Source organism: Chimaeribacter arupi, assembly GCF_002858805.1.
Classification (GTDB): Bacteria; Pseudomonadota; Gammaproteobacteria; order Enterobacterales; family Enterobacteriaceae; genus Chimaeribacter; species Chimaeribacter arupi.
Genome location: NZ_PJZI01000017.1, coordinates 33,716 through 48,591, shown reverse-complemented (window position 1 = coordinate 48,591; position 14,876 = coordinate 33,716). Strand labels below are relative to the sequence as shown.

General features: G+C 61.4%; 9 protein-coding genes. 3 read left to right on the top strand and 6 right to left on the bottom strand.

Features of this window, described 5'->3' with window-relative positions:
- Positions 1–225: 225 nt before the first annotated feature.
- The 5 genes from CYR52_RS11575 to CYR52_RS11555 form a co-directional block, all read right to left on the bottom strand.
- Positions 226–1,245 carry an alpha/beta hydrolase gene (locus tag CYR52_RS11575; RefSeq protein WP_101828624.1) on the bottom strand — a complete coding sequence of 340 codons (1,020 nt, stop codon included), beginning with the start codon at positions 1,243–1,245 and terminating at the stop codon, positions 226–228.
- Positions 1,246–1,348: 103 nt separating this feature from the next.
- On the bottom strand, positions 1,349–1,954 hold the full coding sequence (locus CYR52_RS11570; protein ID WP_101828623.1) for a helix-turn-helix domain-containing protein: 606 nt from the start codon (positions 1,952–1,954) through the stop codon (positions 1,349–1,351).
- Between the two features lie 208 nt (positions 1,955–2,162).
- Complete coding sequence (locus tag CYR52_RS11565) at positions 2,163–7,730, bottom strand: ATP-binding sensor histidine kinase (RefSeq protein WP_101828622.1); 5,568 nt, start codon at positions 7,728–7,730, stop codon at positions 2,163–2,165.
- Positions 7,727–8,113 carry a response regulator transcription factor gene (locus CYR52_RS11560; RefSeq protein WP_072932333.1) on the bottom strand — a complete coding sequence of 129 codons (387 nt, stop codon included), beginning with the start codon at positions 8,111–8,113 and terminating at the stop codon, positions 7,727–7,729. The genes CYR52_RS11565 and CYR52_RS11560 overlap by 4 nt, the downstream gene beginning before the upstream one ends.
- A 229-nt stretch (positions 8,114–8,342) precedes the next feature.
- Positions 8,343–9,029, bottom strand: coding sequence for a hydrolase (locus CYR52_RS11555; protein WP_072932335.1), 687 nt, complete (start codon positions 9,027–9,029; stop codon positions 8,343–8,345).
- Between the two features lie 307 nt (positions 9,030–9,336).
- Here CYR52_RS11555 and CYR52_RS11550 point away from each other — a divergent pair, with 307 nt between their 5' ends.
- From CYR52_RS11550 to CYR52_RS11540, 3 genes are read left to right on the top strand one after another with little or no spacing between them, the layout of a single operon-like run.
- Complete coding sequence (locus tag CYR52_RS11550; protein ID WP_101828621.1) at positions 9,337–11,211, top strand: amidohydrolase; 1,875 nt, start codon at positions 9,337–9,339, stop codon at positions 11,209–11,211.
- A complete protein-coding gene (locus CYR52_RS11545) occupies positions 11,211–11,639 on the top strand; it encodes a DoxX family protein (RefSeq protein ID WP_394854021.1) in 429 nt (142 codons plus the stop codon). The genes CYR52_RS11550 and CYR52_RS11545 overlap by 1 nt, the downstream gene beginning before the upstream one ends.
- Positions 11,626–13,269, top strand: coding sequence for an MFS transporter (locus CYR52_RS11540; protein WP_101828620.1), 1,644 nt, complete (start codon positions 11,626–11,628; stop codon positions 13,267–13,269). Before CYR52_RS11545 ends, CYR52_RS11540 begins: the two co-directional genes overlap by 14 nt.
- A 58-nt stretch (positions 13,270–13,327) precedes the next feature.
- On the opposite strand, the gene CYR52_RS11535 is transcribed toward CYR52_RS11540, so the two are convergent.
- Positions 13,328–14,776 (bottom strand): amidase family protein, encoded by a 1,449-nt coding sequence (locus CYR52_RS11535; protein WP_101828619.1) that lies wholly within the window; start codon positions 14,774–14,776, stop codon positions 13,328–13,330.
- Positions 14,777–14,876 lie beyond the last annotated feature (100 nt).

Sequence of the window (14,876 nt, the reverse complement as noted above, 5' to 3'; positions counted from 1 at the left end):
AAGAGTAGTAACCCGCTTTCCCAAAAACATCCACCGGCGCTCTGCCCGGCGAAAAGCGGTTAACGATACCCTGCATAATGGCCGTTTTTGCCGGGGGCTTCCAGGCATAAACATGATGTTAATGGCGGTGTGCTGTTTTCATATGCTGATCACGCAGGAAGCGGCAGGCCTGTTTTCCTGCCGCTCTGGAACAGATGCCGGCAGCGCCCCGCTGCCGGCCCCTGATTATTGCAGGTGGGTTTTCAGTGCTGTAGAGGCCTGTTGCAGCGCCGTGCGGACGGTGGGTTCCTGGCTCAGGGCGTTGAGCAGGCCATAGTCGTGAATCATCCCGTTATAGCGCGTGACGGTCACCGGCACACCGGCGGCATCCAGCTTGCGGCCAAAGGCTTCCCCTTCGTCGCGCAGCACGTCCAGCTCGGCGGTCTGGATCAGCGTCGGCGGCAGGCCTTTGAGCTGTTCACTGTCGGCACGCAGCGGCGAGGCGAAGATGTTATTGCGGTCTTTTTCTGAGGTGGTGTAGTTGTCCCAGAACCACTTCATCATATTCCTGGTCAGGAAATGGCCGTTTTCAAATTGCTGGTACGAGGCGGTGTCAAAGTGGGCATCGGTCACCGGCCACAGCATAACGCTGTAACGGATAGCCGGTGAATGGTACTGCTTCGCCTGAAGGGCCACCGCCGCCACCATATTACCGCCGACGCTGTTGCCTGCCAGCGCCAGGCGCGAGCCGTCGACGCCAATCTCCCCGCCATGCTGCGCCACCCATTTGGTGGCCTCGTATGCCTGGGTGATGGCCACCGGGTAGTGCGCTTCCGGCGAGGGCGTGTAGTTAACAAACACCGCCGCGGCACCCGACCCGTTGACCAGATCACGCACCAGACGTTCGTGGGTCGGGAAATCCCCCAGCACCCAGCCGCCGCCGTGGAAGAACATAAACACCGGCAAGTTACCGGTGCTGTTTTCCGGCTTCACAACCGTGAGTGTCAAAGGCTGCCCCAACACGGTGATCACTTTTTCAGAGACAACGGCAGGCGGCAAGGCCGCGCCTTTTTGCGCGCCGATCAGCACCTCACGGGCGGCGGCAGGCGAAAGCTGCTCAATCGGTTTGCCGCCGCTGCCGTTCAGCACGTTCAGAAAGGCGTTCACACCCGCTGTCGGTGCCGAGGTATTGTCATTATCGGCCGCAAAGGCCGCCGACATCTGGGCCGCCAATAATACCGCGACCGCGCTCATTTTAATTTTCATTAATATTCCCTGTAAGTCAGTCAATACATCACAAATAGGTTAAGTGTTGCGTTATATGCCGTCAGCTCCAACCGCAAATAACGCACGACTCAACATTTTGGCGTCAGAGGAAAGAAGCGGACTCTTCCCGGTTATTTGCCGGGTGGAGCAATGCGCCAATAAAATGTATCAGCCCCTGATCGTGGCCGGTAAATTGCCGGCGCATCTGGCCCGGTGTCAGCCTGGTCATTTTCCGCAATGTGCGGGTAAAGGCAGTCTGGCAACTGAAGCCATTTTCAACGGCAATCTCCAGGATCTTTTTCCGGGTGCGGGTCAGGGCAAAGGCGGCGCTGATGACCTGGCGTATGCGGACGTATTCATACACATTCAGCCCGGTGAACTGCACAAATTTGCGCTGGAAATGCCAGACGGAATAGCCGCTCTTTTGGGAAATTTTCTCCACCGACAAACGCTCATCCAGATTATGTTCAATCCACGCCACCATCTGCTGCACCACGGCAAAGATCGCGTCGTCCCGCGCGGTAATATGTCCGGACAGGCCGCCCATAATCCTGACATCATGCCCTCCCGGCAATAATGACGGGATAATAATGGCGAGTGACACTCTCTCATTATGCAATACGATATTCGCCGTGGGTGCCGGGCTGATATTTTCCCGTCTGTTATGCGGGGAATAAGCCGGTGACGGGCTGAAGGTAGGCTGAAACATAATTATCCCGCAATGTTTCAGGTATCCGCTGAGAATAGCGCGATGCCTGAAATAAAAACCGTAGGAAGATTATCAGCGTAAAAAGAGAGAAACAGTAGCTATACAAACGGATAGGTATACGAAAAGATAATTGAAACGCGGGTGCCGTTTTTTACCCGGACGTGGCGGTATTTACCGGCGCCCCGCGTCACTGCCGGGCGCGCGGCCGTCACCTGTTATCCGGCGTGCTCAGGGGCAGGGTAAACCAGAACAGGCTGCCCCCACCCAGGCGGTTTTCTGCATTAAGCACGCCGCCGTGCCGTTTAATAATCTCATGGCTGATGGTCAGCCCCATCCCCATGCCTTCTGCCTTGGTGGTGTAGAACGAATCGAAGAGTTTCCCCAACACCTCGTCAGACAGGCCGGTGCCGTTATCCGCGACCTCAATGCGCAGGCAATCCGCCGGGAGGTTGGCGGAGGCGATGCGTAAGGTGCGCGCGCCGCGGTTATCGGCCATTGCCTCGATGGCATTGATCACCAGATTCAGCAGCACCTGCTGGATCTGGACGCTCTCGCCGCACACCTCATCATGCTGCGCGCTCAAATCCAGCTCCAGCGACACCGAACGGCGTTCAAGTTCCTGCCGGGACAAGGCCAGGATATCCCGCGTGATCAGGTGCAGCCTGACCGGCGCGAACTCTGACACCTGGTTACGGGTGAGCGCCTGTAACCCGCGGATGATGTTACCGGCGCGCTGCCCCTCGCGGATGATCTCTTCAATGCTCTGGGTGGCATTGTCGAGATGCAAGGGGTCGCGTTTCAGCCAGCGCAGGCTGGCCCCGGCATTGGCCACGATGGACATCAGCGGCTGGTTTATCTCATGGGCGATCGACGACGTAAGCTGGCCGACGGTGGTGGCGCGCGCCACGCGGGCCAGCTCAGCCTGCGCAATCCGCACGGCATCCTCCGAGTGGCGTTGCGCGGTGATGTCCGTGAGCGTGCCGAAATACTCCGCCACCTCCGGCCAGTTTTCGACCGGTTCGCCAATGCCTTTGATGTAACGGCATTCGCCGTCATCGCGGATGATGCGGAACTCCGCCTGCATCACCGCCCCGTTCAGCACACTGGTGTCGATCAGCTCTTTGAGGCTGCCGATATCATCCGGGTGGACGCGGCTCTGGAACTCCGCCATGGAGGTGCGTGTCTGGCCGGGCGGCAGCCCCATGATGCGTTTGTATTCATCCGAGATCAGCTGGATGTCCGGCTCCAGCATCCAGTGCCATGTGCCGGTATTGCTGATTTTTTCCCCAAGGATCAGTGACGTCTGGCTGGCGCGCAACTGCTTCTCTATTTTGCGGCGCTGGATGTTTTCATCCAGCAGCTCCGCATAGAGGCGGGCCGTTTCCAGCGAGACGGCGGCCTGCGCGCCAAGCATGGAGACAATCCGTGAATGCTCAGCGGTGAACACATCCGGCATCAGCCGGTTTTCGAGATAGAGCACCCCCACCATTTGGGCCTGGCGGTACATCGGCACACACATCACCGCAGCGCCTGACGCCACCAGGTAATTGTCCTGGCTGAACGGGCTGAAGACTTCAGGTTTGCCGGTGCGGATCTCCCGGCCGGTACGGATCACCGCAGAGAGGATCGACAGCGGCAGATCGGTCGCCACCGGCAGCTCTTTGACGATTTTAACTTTGATCCCTTCCACGGTGGTGGTGGCCCTGGCCTGAATCTCCGGCACGTTATCTTTGGTCAGGCGGATCAGCATACACTGCTGGGCACCGGCCCGTTCCACCAGCATCACCATCAGGATGTTGATCAGGCGGTGGAGGTCGATCTCTTCCGTCAGCGCCCGCATCGCGGTAACCATGCTCTGCAAATCGCTGATGAGGGAGCTTTGCTCAAACGCCACTGTGTTTAATGCCGTCTGTGGGGTCTGGTTGGCCAGCGCCGGGTAGCGCATCTCAAGCTGGCGCACTTTTGCCCCGGCCCCCCAGCGATCCCAGGCGGACATCGCGCCTTTCAGGTAGGCATCACCGGCAAACGCCATGCCCCGGTCATAGGCTGCACGCGCCGCCAGCTCACAGGCCAGCCCTTCAAGATGGGAAAATTGCCCCTGGCGTGACAGCGCGATGGCCTGTTCATAATGCTCCATCGCCTGTGTCGCGTCGCCGCCCAGCCTCAGCAGCTCGGCACGCAGCAACGCCTCTTTGTCGGCAAAGGTTTTGGCATTCTCATTCGCCCAGGTGACCACTTTCTCCAGGTGGCGCATAAAACCCCGGCGCTTTTGCCCGTCAAACTCAGCGGGCGTCAGGGGAACTGACAGCGCCAGCGCACTGTACAGGTGGAAATCCAGGATATGGACATGGCCGGGGATGAACGCCGTCAACGGCGCGGCCTCGGCAAAAAAGCGCCCGGCCGCGTCATATTCCCCGGCAAAAAAGTGCGCCATGCCTTTATACAGGCGGCTCCAGAACTGCATCAGAAACAGCGGTTCCACGGCCAGTTCCGGCCTGGCCGCGTTGATCGGCGGCGGCTGGAACTGGTCACCGCTGAACGCCCCGCCGCTGGGTTTACGCAGGAACGTCACGTAATCACGCTGCATCCGCAGTATCACTTCCACGTCACGGTACTGGGCTTTGCGCACATACACCATGCCGCGGGTGATCGCGGTGTGGACGCTGTCCAGGTGATCGCCGCGGGCCAGGGTGTTCATGGTGAGGTGGCGCAGCGCCAGACAGGCGGTCGTCCGGTCGCCATTCTCCACGGCGACATCAAAGGTCGCTTTGGCGCACTCAATCGCGTAGGTCAGGGGCATCGTCCAGATACTGACCTGGTCTATCGGCAGCAGCGTACGGGCTTTATAACTGACAAAATCATGCTTATACACCAGCTCCCGCGCCAGCAGCGTGCTGGCAAAGCCGCGGCTGTACTCGTCATATTGGTCGCCGCAGACCACGCCGTACCAGGAGAGCGCCAGCGTCGAGGCACCGCTGATGCCGTGGGCCATCGTCAGGTGCAGCAACCGGCACAGGATCATAAATTGCAGGCGCGGGCTGATGAACGCAGCCACCGTGCTGGCGCTGGCCATCAGGTCCATGATGGCTTCGGTTTTTCGGCAATCCAGGCGCGGCAGGGTGCGGAACCGGGTGTAGGGGTTTTTGCCGACATCCTGTTTCAGCAGCAGCCTGGCCGCGTCACACTCCGCTTTATCCGGGTAGCGTTTCAACCGGATGCCGAACACCGAGAGCCAGGCGAGCGCCGTTTCCAGCGCCAGTTGGCTGTCAGAACGGCGCATATGGATTTCAGCCACCAGACAGGCCGCTTCGGCTTTGTCCGTCATGTCACCCGGCAAGGCCAGGATTTTTGAGCCTGCCTCCAGCGCCGCCGGCAGGTTGCCGTTTAAGAACTCACACTCCGCCTCTTCAAGCAGCAGTTCGCTGTCATTGTGATGACTTTCTGTTTCTCTGAAGCCGCGGGCAGCCTGTAAATAGCGCAGGGCAGAGACGTAATCCCCGGTCATTTTGGCCTGCTTACCCGCCTGAAGCAGCAGGCGGCAGACGGGTTCCGTCTCGGTGACCAGGCCGCGGGCTTGTTTGATCGACATCACATGGTGCGCGGCCCAGAAAAGCAGGGCACCGCCCCTGTCCTGGCCGGCGGCCTGGGCGTAATGGCAGGCCGCGGCGTAATGGAACGCATCTTTTTCGTCGGGTGCCAGTAAATTAAGCGCGGCCTCATGCATGCTTTTATGCATAAAGGCATAACCGGTGCCGGTCAGGCTGACCAGCCGGGCAGTGACGGCCGGTAACAGGGTGGCCTTTATCTCCGCCACCGGGGTGGCGAGAATGTTGCCCATCACCTCCAGCTCGCCGGTGCTGCCGGCACAGGCAAGTTTTCCCAGCAGCAGGCGGACAGCAGGAGACAGGGTTTCCAGGTGGGTTAAGACACCGGCGGCGACGTTGGCGGTGTAGTGGCAGTTTTTCAGTGCCGGGGCGTCATACGTCCATTTAAACGGTGCCAGGGGCGTAATGTGGTTGTCCCGCACCGCCTGCCGGTAAAATTCCCGCGTGGCGAGCGGGTTGCCGGCGGTTTTTTCATGGATGATCTCCGCCAGCTCCAGGGTGGCGGCGCTGCGGGTATGGAGCAGCCCGGCCAGCCAGCGGGCGATCTGTTTGACCGACAACGGCTGGGGGGTGATATCCACAATCCGGTGGGCCGCCGCGCGCAGGCCGGTAAGGCGGGCGGCCACGTCCGGGCAGGGCAATGACACGGCGTCCCGGTGCGTGATGACCAGCAACAACGGGATATCTTCGCCGGCGCTCAGCAGGCTGCCCAGCAGTTGCAGGGTCGCCTGGTCAGCCCAGTGGATATCATCAATCAGCAACACCAGCGGCCTGCCCGGTGCCGTAAAGGCCTTCGCCAGGCTACAGGCCGCCAGGGTGAAACGGTCCCCGGCATCGGGCGAGTAAGTCTGCGTGTGCATGGCCGCGGGCTGGTTAAGCAGGATGCCCAGCTCGGGCAAAAGGTTGACCGCCAGGCCGGTCGCGCTGCCCAGCCGCCGCATGAGGTGGCTTTTCCAGCCTGCCATGTCGTCGGCGGGCAGCCCGAGCAGATGGAGCACCAGCGTTCTGAAGGCGGTGGTAAACACCGCATAGGGCAATACCGGCGAATGCTGATCCGCTTTCACCACGCTCAGCAGGGCGTTTTTGTTGCGCAGCGTTTTCAGCACCGACGCGAGCAGGGAGGATTTACCGGCACCGGGCGTGCCGCCGATAGCGACCAGGCTGTGTTTGCCGCTGCGGCTGACGTCGTCAAACGCGGCCAGCACCGCGGCAGCCTGGGGGTGTTCGGTAAACAGCGCCTCGGCAGATAACGCGGAATGCTGCACATCCTGTAACCCCAGGGTAAAGCCTTCAATAATACCGTCAGGCATCAGGTTGGACTGGCAGCGCCGCAGATCGGCGATCACGCCTTCTGCCGTCTGGTAACGGTATTCCGGTGACTTGGCCAGCAAGCGTAAAATAATCGACGAGAGCACGGCCGGCACCTCGTTGCGCAGGCTGTGCGGCGGCAGCGCTTCCGAGGCGATGTGGTGGTGCACCCATTCATCGTGCCCGCCCCCGGCATTGCCGTAGGGCAGTTTGCCGGTGAGCAGCTCATACAGCACGATGCCCAGGCTGTAGAGATCGCTGACGCGGCTGACCGGGTGCGCCGTCCGGGAGGTATGCTCGGGCGACATGTAGGCCGGTGTCCCGCCTGTGACCGGCATCCTCGCCTGCTGAACCACCTGGGTGTCGACCGCGGCCAGCCCGAACCCGCCCAGATGCACCTTTCCTTCCTCAAGGAAGAAAAAGTTGGCCGGTTTGATGTCCCCGTGTACCAGCCCCTGCTGGTGCATCTGCCCCAGCGCCTGGCAGAGCATCACGGCGCTGTGCAGAAATGCCTGGAGCGGGCCGGGCGGCACACACAGGGTATCGGCCAGCGTGCGGTAGGCGAAGGGGCGGAAAACCAGCGCGTAGCGGCCTTTGTAAAGGGTATGCCCCAGCGGTTTCAGCGCCCATTGCTCAGAGAGTTTTGCCCGCAATGAACACTCATTTTTCAGCAGTTGCGTGACGGGGTAAACGGCGTCGTCTGAGGCGGCCGTGGCAAGCGTGAAGGTGTCACCGGTGGCCGGATCGCGGCATGACAGCCACTCGATATGGCCCTCCTGCACCAGGGCGCTGAACACCGCCTCGCCGGGCAGGACAATCGCGTGGCTTTCTGCACGCTCTGACGCGGGCGGATGGGCAGTCATAGGCGGTTGGCGTTTGAGAAAAACTGCTGATGGATATGTTCAAACAACGTATCGATATCGATAGGCTTCGGCAAAAAGGCGATGGCCCCCAGGCTGATGGCATAGTTCAGCGTGTTCTCGTTGCCGTTACCGGAAATAATGATGCCCGGCGGGTTTTTGAGCTGCCGGGTCAGGTTAATGAACAGCTCAAAACCGTCCATGCCTTTGAGTTGTACATCAATGATAAACAGCGCGGCGTTGGCCATCGCTGCTTCATCGCCAAGAAGAGATTCTGCCGACTCAAAGGCTTGCGTCGCATAGCCTTCGGACTCAAGCAAGTTGGTTAAACTCTTGCGGACAGAACGTTCATCATCGACGACGACGATGCGCTGCGACAGCTGCATGCTGTTATCCTTAATTATCACGCTTCCCTAAGAAGTTTTATCATCAGAAGGTGGAGGGGTGTCGGTCACGCCGGGCGCAGTCGCGGCACGGTGAATGGACGGCCATCAGGCATAAGAATGCCAATAAGAATACCTGCGCCTGATGACAAAATACAGGTCTTCAGCAACATGGTGGTAACGTGCGGCAACGGGGCCGGCCGGCGCAGGGCGCACCGGCCGGCCAGGCAGATTAGCGAGCCGGCACCGGTGCCAGGGTCTGGTGGTTGCCCGGCAGGCGGGCTTCCGCTTTGTGCACCATGGTGTAGGCGTAATCCACGCCCATGCCGTAGGCACCGGAATGCTCCCGGACGATGTCCATCACCGCGGTGTAAGTCTCTTTGTGCGCCCAGTCACGCTGCCACTCCAGCATCACCTGCTGCCAGGTCACCGGGATCACGCCTGCCTGGATCATGCGCTGCATGGCGAAATCATGCGCTTCTTTGGTGGTGCCGCCGGAGGCATCCGCCACCATGTAAATTTCGTAATCACCTTCCAGCATCGCGCACAGCGCAAAGCTGTTGTTGCAGACTTCCGTCCACAGGCCGGACACCACCACTTTTTTCTTGCCGTTGGCCGCCAGCGCGTCACGCACTTTCTGGTCATCCCAGGAGTTCATGGAGGTACGTTCCAGGATGTCCTGGCCCGGCAGGGCGTCCAGCAGTTCCGGGAAGGTGTTGCCCGAGAAGCTTTCCGTCTCAACCGTGGTCAGCACGGTCGGGATATTGAAGACTTTGGCCGCTTTTGCCAGCGCCACCACATTGTTTTTCAGCACCTGGCGATCCATGGACTGGACGCCAAAAGCCATCTGCGGCTGCTGGTCGATAAAGATAATCTGGCAGTTTTGCGGCGTCAGGACTTCAAGTTTGCTCATCGTCATAATTTTCCCATTGAGGTAAAGGTGGCTAAAGGCCGTGGCGTACGCACGGCATCACATGACAGGGCACTGTGCCGGAACGCGCCGTGCCGGCGGCCTACTGTCTGAGCGCAGTGTAGGAACCTTTTATTTTTCAGGCTATTATCTTTAAGTATACCTATACGAAAGGATACCTATCCTTTCGTATACTAGACGCTTTCCCGCCCGGCTCACCATAATCCCGCCATTCCCTTATCCTGCGTTTACGGCAGGGCATTTCTCCGCCCACGGCGCGCCATGCCGCCAGGGGCACCCCACTTCAGGAGGTTCTATGGTTACCCTCGGTAAAGCCGACATCATTCTCACGAACGGTAAATTTCATACCGTTGACCGCGGCAACCCACTGGCAGACGCCGTGGCGATCCGCGACGGCAAATTCCTCGCGGTCGGCAGCCTGTCCGATGTGATGCAGCATCACGGTGAACAGACCAAGGTGATCGACCTGAAAGGGCATACGGCCATCCCAGGCCTGAACGACTCCCACCTGCACCTGATCCGCGGCGGCCTGAACTACAACCTCGAGCTGCGCTGGGAAGGCGTGCCGTCCGTGGCCGATGCGCTGCGGATGCTGAAAGAGCAGGCGCTGCGCACCCCGTCGCCGCAATGGGTGCGGGTGGTGGGCGGCTGGACGGAGTTCCAGTTTGCCGAGCGCCGGATGCCGACGCTGGATGAAATCAACGAGGCGGCACCGGATACACCGGTGTTTGTGCTGCACCTGTACGACCGTGCCCTGCTTAACCGCGCGGCGCTGAGAGTGGTCGGCTATACCCGTGACACCCCGAACCCGCCGGGCGGCGAGATCCAGCGCGACAGCAACGGCAACCCGACCGGGATGCTGATTGCCCGCCCGAACGCCATGATCCTCTACGCCACGCTGGCGAAAGGCCCGAAACTGCCGCTGGAGCAACAGGTTAACTCCACGCGCCAGTTTATGCGCGAGCTAAACCGCCTCGGCCTGACCAGCGCGATTGATGCGGGCGGCGGCTTCCAGAACTACCCGGAAGATTATGAGGTAATCGCGGAACTGCATGAGAAGAAGCAGATGACGATCCGCATCGCCTATAACCTGTTTACCCAGCGCCCCGGCCATGAGCTGGAAGATTTCGAAAAATGGACGGATATGCTGTCGCCGGGCCAGGGCAGCGACTATTTCCGCCATAACGGCGCCGGGGAAATGCTGGTGTTCTCCGCGGCTGACTTCGAAGACTTCCTCGAGCCGCGCCCGGACCTGGCACCCGGCATGGAAGATGAACTGGAGCGCGTGGTGCGCCATCTGGTAGAGCACCGCTGGCCGTTCCGCCTGCACGCCACCTACGATGAATCGATCAGCCGGATGCTGGACGTCTTTGAAAAGGTCAACCGTGAGATCCCGTTTGACGGGCTGCACTGGTTCTTTGACCACGCCGAAACCGTGACCCAGCGTAACATTGACCGTATCAAAGCGCTGGGCGGCGGCATTGCGGTGCAGCACCGTATGGCGTTCCAGGGGGAATACTTTGCCGAGCGCTACGGCATTGAGGCGACCCGCCACACGCCGCCGGTGGCGCGGATGCTGGAAACCGGCGTACCGGTAGGGCTGGGCACTGACGCCACCCGCGTCGCCAGCTACAACCCGTGGACGGCGCTTTACTGGCTGGTTTCCGGCCGCACTGTGGGCGGGATGCAGATGTATGACGTCAATGCGCGCCTGGATCGTGACACCGCCTTGATGCTGTGGACGCAGGGCAGCGCCTGGTTCTCCAGCGAGCAGGGCAAAAAAGGCCAGATCCAGGCCGGCCAGCTGGCTGACATGGTGGTGTTGAGTAAAGACTATTTCCGCGTGCCGGAAGAGGAGATCAAAGGCATTGAGTCCGTGCTGACCGTGGTGGACGGCAATATCGTTTACGCGGCCGGGGCGTTCAGCGCAGAGGCCCCCCCGTCTATCCCGGTGCTGCCGGAGTGGTCACCGGTGGTCACGGTTCCCGGCCATTACCGCAGCGCGCCGCCGGCGGCGACCCGCGTCGGCATGATGCAGCAGGCGCACCAGTGCAGCGGGCCGTGCGGCGTGCACAGCCATTCGCATGACATCGCGCGGGGGGCCAACCTGCCGGTGTCGGAAGAGAACGCCTTCTGGGGCGCGCTCGGCTGCAGCTGCTTCGCGTTCTGATGATCATGAAGAGCCTCCACTCTCAGCCGCCCCGCATCAATGCGGGGCTGTTCTTCCTGCGCCTGACCGGCTGCCTGCTGTTGCTGTATGTACACGGCTTGCCGAAGGTGTTCCATTTCAGCGAAGAACTGACACGCATCGAGGATCCTTTTGGCCTCGGTCCCTATATGAGTTTGCTGCCGGCCATTTTTGCCGAAGTCATCTGCCCGGTTTTTATCCTGCTCGGCGTGTTTACCCGGCTGGCCTGCCTGCCGGTTATCGGCGTGCTGCTGGTGGCGATGCTGTTTGTCCACCCTGGCTGGAGCATCGCGGAAGGGCAGTTTGGCTGGCTGCTGCTCATCATTTTCACCACCCTGGCGATAACCGGCCCCGGCCGGTGGCGCATTGGGTCATCCCGGCATAAAGAGGTGCGCTATGGCGCAGGTTAACGACATTCATGCTGCCACGCAGGAAGAGGAGGTGATCGCCAGCCCGGCGGCCACCCCGCCTCTGGCGGCGTCACCCTGGCAGCCGCTGCGCCAGCCGGTCTTCCGCATGTTGTGGCTGGCTACCGTGGTGTCCAATATCGGCTCATGGATGAACGATGTGGGCGTGAACTGGACGATGCTGACGCTCAGTGCCGATCCGCTCAGCGTGGCGCTGGTGCAGGCGGCGAGCAGCTTGCCGATGTTTCTGTTTGCCCTGCCGTCAGGCGTGCTGGCCGACATTATCGACCGCCGGAAGTACCTGCTGTTCTCCCAGCTCTGGGTCTTTATCGCCGCGGTCGGGCTGACGGTGCTCTCCTTTACCGGGCATGTCACACCGCTGGTGCTGCTGGTTGCCGCCTTCCTGATGAGCGCCGGGGCCGCGATGAGCTCCCCGCCGTTCCAGGCCATCGTGCCGGATCTGGTCAGCAAGCATGAGCTTGGCCCGGCGATCGCGCTCAACTCACTGGGGATCAATATCAGCCGCGCCATCGGCCCGGCGCTGGGCGGCCTGATTTTGTCGTTCGCCGGCCCGTGGATGGTATTCCTGCTGAATGCGCTGTCGGTGCTGGGCGTGGCGTGGGTGCTGTACCGCTGGAAAGCGGAGCCGACGGTGCAGCGCCTGCCGCCGGAGCACTTCTTCTCCGCCGTGCGCGCCGGGCTGCGTTACGTCCATGCTGCGCCGGTATTGCGCAATGTGCTGGTGCGCACCGTGGCCTTCTTCCTGTTCGGCAGTGCCGGCTGGGCGCTGCTCCCGCTGGTGGCCCGGCGTGAACTGAACCTCGGGCCGGGCGGCTACGGCATTATGCTGGCCTGCATCGGCGTCGGCGCGATCTGTGGTGCGGTGCTGCTGCCGCGCCTGCGCAAGCGCTTCAACCCGGACCAGCTGATGGTGCTCGCCAGCCTGCTGTTTGGCGTCACCATGCTGGCGCTGGCGTTTATCCGGCAGTTCTGGCTGCTGAATGCGTTTGAGTTTTTCACCGGCTTTGCCTGGATTGCGGTGCTCTCCACGCTGAACCTGGGGGCACAACGCAGCGCGGCGAAATGGGTGAAAGCGCGCGCCCTGGCGGTCTACCTGACGGTATTCTTCGGCTCCATGACCGTCGGCAGCGCCCTCTGGGGCCAGCTTGCGTCGCATTACGGCATCCCGGCCTCGTTATGTGTGGCGGCCGCCGGGCTCGCGCTCTCCTGCCTGACCGTGCTGCGCTGGCGGCTGGATAAGGATCCTGACCTGAATCTGGACACCAGCGACATCAATGAGCCGGTACCGGCGCTGGATATCCATCACGATCGCGGCCCGGTCCGGGTGAGCTACGAATACCTGATCCGCGAGGAAGATGCGAAAGGCTTTACGCAGTGTATGCAGGATATGAGGCGCGTGCGGCGGCGCGGCGGCGCGATGAACTGGTCAGTGTATGAAGATATCCTGCAACCGGGCATTTTCGTCGAAACTTTCGTGGTGGGGTCATGGATGGAGCATCTGCGCCAGCTTGAGCGCTACACCATGAACGATCAGAAAATCCAGAACCGGGTCTATGCATTCCATCAGGCTGACCGCCTGCCGCAGGCGCGTTATCTCATCGCGCCCGGCTGACGGGCTGACACATCGCGGGGCCGGGTTCGTCACCGTGCCCGCCCCGCTCAGGCTGTTATTAACGCCCGCCGTCAAACGCGGGCGTTATGCGTTTCCCGACTACCCTTTCAATGGCCTGTGCGGCGTGCAGCACTGCCTGATCATGGCCCGGCGCGGCGTACAGGGTGATGCCGAACGGCAAGCCCTCGTCATCCTGACCCACTGGGAGCGCCACCACCGGCGCGCCCGCTTTCCCGGTGCATTTGGCGGCGGCAGCCATCGGTGACAGCAGGATATGGGCGCCGCCCGCTTTCAACGCGGCCAGGATGCCGGCATCCTGGCTTAGCGCAATGTCACGGCGGCGGTCTGCCACATATTCCGGGGAACGGATACCGGGTGAGACGTTCGCGGCCTCAAGCAGCGACTGGCCGTAAGGGATCGCGTCAGGATGGGCGTGGTTCCAGGCGATAATATCCGCCAGTGATGCCATGCCGCATGGCTGGAGCGTGGACAGCAGGGTGTTCAGGCTGGCCTTGAATTCAGTGCGGAACACACAGGATCGCACCTCATGCAGCGCGTCAGCGGACGGCAGATCGCAAGGGTCGACAATCACCGCCCCCGCCTGCGCCAACCGGGCCAGCACCTGATCAAAGGCCGCTTTCCGGCTTTCGGTCATCACATTATCTGCGATAAACCGGCGCGGCACCCCGATTCGCAGCCCTTGCAGGATGCCGCCATGACCGGTTGCGTCAGCGAAATCCGCCAGCGTTGCGGTGTCATTCATATCGGCCCCGGCGATGGCCTGATAGACAAGCAGCGCGTCCTCCACGGTACGGGTTAACGGCCCCGGTGAGTCCTGGCTCGGCACCAGCGGGATCAACCCATGACGGCTGACGCGGCCGACCGTGGGTTTGAAGCCGACAATAGCGCTATGCACCGCCGGGGCCTGGATCGAATTTTGTGTTTCTGACCCAATCGCAAACGCACAAAACCCGGCCGCGACGGCGGCCGCCGACCCGACGCTCGACCCCAGCCCGCGGCCATACTCGCCCCCCAAAGGATGCCGGACGACACCGCCGACCCCACTGAAGCCCGAAGGCATCACGTCTGAGACAAAATCTGCAAATTCCGTGAGGTGGGTTTTACCCAGCAGCACCGCCCCGGCTTCGCGCAGGCGCGTGACCAGCGTGGCCTCATAAGGCGGGAGGAAGCCGGCCAAGGCGCGGGCGCCGGCCGATGCAAAACTGCCGTCCAGGGTGAAGACGTTATCTTTTACCAGATAAGGCACCCCGTGCAGCGGCCCGCGTGAACGGCCCGCCGCGAGTTCGGCATCCGCACGGCTTGCCTCTTCGAGGGCGAGGCGCGAGAGGCTGCGGACGCAGTTAATGCCCGTTGCCCCGGCATTATCCTGCTTAATCCGGTTCAGGTACCATTCGGTGGCCTGGCAAGAGGTGATGTCACCGGCCGCGATAGCGGCGCCGATCGCCTGTGCGGAGCCTGTGCCAAGCAGAGAGGAGAGTGCTTTCATATGATTATTCCAAACCGTTAAACGTTGAGGAGTCAGCCGGGAAAGGCGGCCATGCGCCTTCGCTGCGTTCTGAACAGGTACGCGGGTAATATAAAAGAGA

What these genes read in the sequence shown, in the direction of transcription:
- CYR52_RS11575 (WP_101828624.1), bottom strand. Translation starts at nt 1,245, where the DNA reads ATGAAAATTAAAATGAGCGCGGTCGCGGTATTATTGGCGGCCCAGATG.
- CYR52_RS11570 (WP_101828623.1), bottom strand. Translation starts at nt 1,954, where the DNA reads ATGTTTCAGCCTACCTTCAGCCCGTCACCGGCTTATTCCCCGCATAAC.
- CYR52_RS11565 (WP_101828622.1), bottom strand. Translation starts at nt 7,730, where the DNA reads ATGACTGCCCATCCGCCCGCGTCAGAGCGTGCAGAAAGCCACGCGATT.
- CYR52_RS11560 (WP_072932333.1), bottom strand. Translation starts at nt 8,113, where the DNA reads ATGCAGCTGTCGCAGCGCATCGTCGTCGTCGATGATGAACGTTCTGTC.
- CYR52_RS11555 (WP_072932335.1), bottom strand. Translation starts at nt 9,029, where the DNA reads ATGACGATGAGCAAACTTGAAGTCCTGACGCCGCAAAACTGCCAGATT.
- CYR52_RS11550 (WP_101828621.1), top strand. Translation starts at nt 9,337, where the DNA reads ATGGTTACCCTCGGTAAAGCCGACATCATTCTCACGAACGGTAAATTT.
- CYR52_RS11545 (WP_394854021.1), top strand. Translation starts at nt 11,211, where the DNA reads ATGATCATGAAGAGCCTCCACTCTCAGCCGCCCCGCATCAATGCGGGG.
- CYR52_RS11540 (WP_101828620.1), top strand. Translation starts at nt 11,626, where the DNA reads ATGGCGCAGGTTAACGACATTCATGCTGCCACGCAGGAAGAGGAGGTG.
- CYR52_RS11535 (WP_101828619.1), bottom strand. Translation starts at nt 14,776, where the DNA reads ATGAAAGCACTCTCCTCTCTGCTTGGCACAGGCTCCGCACAGGCGATC.